Here is a 1,438-nt window from a genome sequence, read left to right as displayed (position 1 = left end):
CGAGCTGCGCCCGGTCGTCGTCGACGGCACGCCCGCCTGCGCGGCGGAGACCGAGGCCGTGCTGGTGCTCGGCGGGGACGGCACGCTGCTGCGCGCGGCCGACCTGGCGCGGCCTGCGAAGGTGCCGCTGCTGGGGGTGAACCTCGGGCGCGTCGGGTTCCTGGCCGAGGCGGAGCAGGAGTCGCTCGGCGAGGCGCTCGACGCGATCGTCGCCGGGAAGTACCAGGTCGAGGAGCGGATGACGGTCGACGCCGTGGTCCGCCACGAGGGGCGCGTCGTGGCCCGGACGTGGGCGCTCAACGAGGCGTGCGTGGAGAAGGGCTCCCGCGAGCGGATCCTCGAGGTGCTCCTCGAGATCGACGGCCGCCCGGTGTCCGGCTTCGGCTGCGACGGCGTGATCTGCTCGACCCCCACGGGCTCCACCGCCTACGCCTTCTCCGCGGGCGGCCCGCTGGTCTGGCCGCAGGTGGAGGCGATGCTGGTCGTGCCGTCGAACGCGCACGCGCTGTTCGCGCGGCCCATGGTCGTGGCGCCCACCAGCACGATCGCCATCGACGTCGACGCCACGGGTCCGCCCGCCGTCCTCGACTGCGACGGCCGCCGGGTCGTCTCCGTGGCACCGGGCGCCCGGGTGGAGATCACCCGGGGGGCCGAGCCGGTGCGGATGATGCGGCTCGACGGGCAGCCGTTCGCCGACCGGCTCGTCCGGAAGTTCGACCTGCCGGTCCGGGGCTGGCGCGGGGCGCCCGACGGGGGCTGACCGCCCGCAGCGGTCGAACGCCCGTTCGTCCACAGGTCGGCGCGGCGCGGTGTGGATCTGTCGGACGGGCGCCGTATCGTGCGGCCCATGCTGGCCGAGATGCGCATCCAGGGCCTCGGCGTGATCGACGACGCCACGCTGGAGCTGGATCCGGGCCTCACCGTGCTCACGGGCGAGACCGGTGCGGGCAAGACGATGGTGGTCACCGGCCTGTCGCTGCTGGGCGGCGGGCGGGCCGAGACGTCGCGGGTGTCCGCGCAGCGGGCCGTGGTGGAGGGCAGGTTCTCCGAGGTCGGAGCGGCTGCGCTGGAGCTCGCCGAGGAGGTCGGCGCCGAGGCGGACGAGGACGGCACGCTCATCGCCGTCCGCACCGTGTCCGGGGACGGGCGCTCCCGGGCCCATCTCGGCGGGCGGTCCGTGCCCGTCGGTGTGCTGGGCAGGCTCGCCGAGGCCTCCCTGGCCGTCCACGGCCAGAACGACCAACTCCGACTGCTCCGCACGGCCGATCAGCGGGCCCTGTTGGACCGGTTCGCGGGGGACGCCGTGGGCAAGCCCCTCGCCGCCTACCGCGAGACCAGGGCGGAGTGGCAGTCCGTGTCCACCGAGCTCGTCGAGCGGCGGGACGGGGCGCGCAGGCTCGCGCAGGAGGCGGACCTGCTCCGCCACGGGCTGGCGGAG

At 75.6% G+C, this 1,438-nt stretch carries 2 protein-coding genes; both read left to right on the top strand.

The window, feature by feature from the left end; genetic code table 11:
* The coding region (locus H5J29_RS32580) for an NAD kinase (RefSeq protein ID WP_181784740.1) at window positions 1-760 on the top strand (760 nt) is incomplete at its 5' end.
* Between the two features lie 87 nt (window positions 761-847).
* Window positions 848-1,438: AAA family ATPase (locus H5J29_RS32575; protein WP_181784739.1), on the top strand; the 591-nt coding region annotated here is incomplete at its 3' end.

Origin of the sequence: Pseudonocardia pini (assembly GCF_013870575.1) — a bacterium.
GTDB classification, from domain to species: Bacteria; Actinomycetota; Actinomycetes; order Mycobacteriales; family Pseudonocardiaceae; genus Pseudonocardia; species Pseudonocardia pini.
The sequence above is the reverse complement of the archived record's forward strand: the minus strand, read 5'-3'. Positions and strand labels throughout refer to the sequence as shown.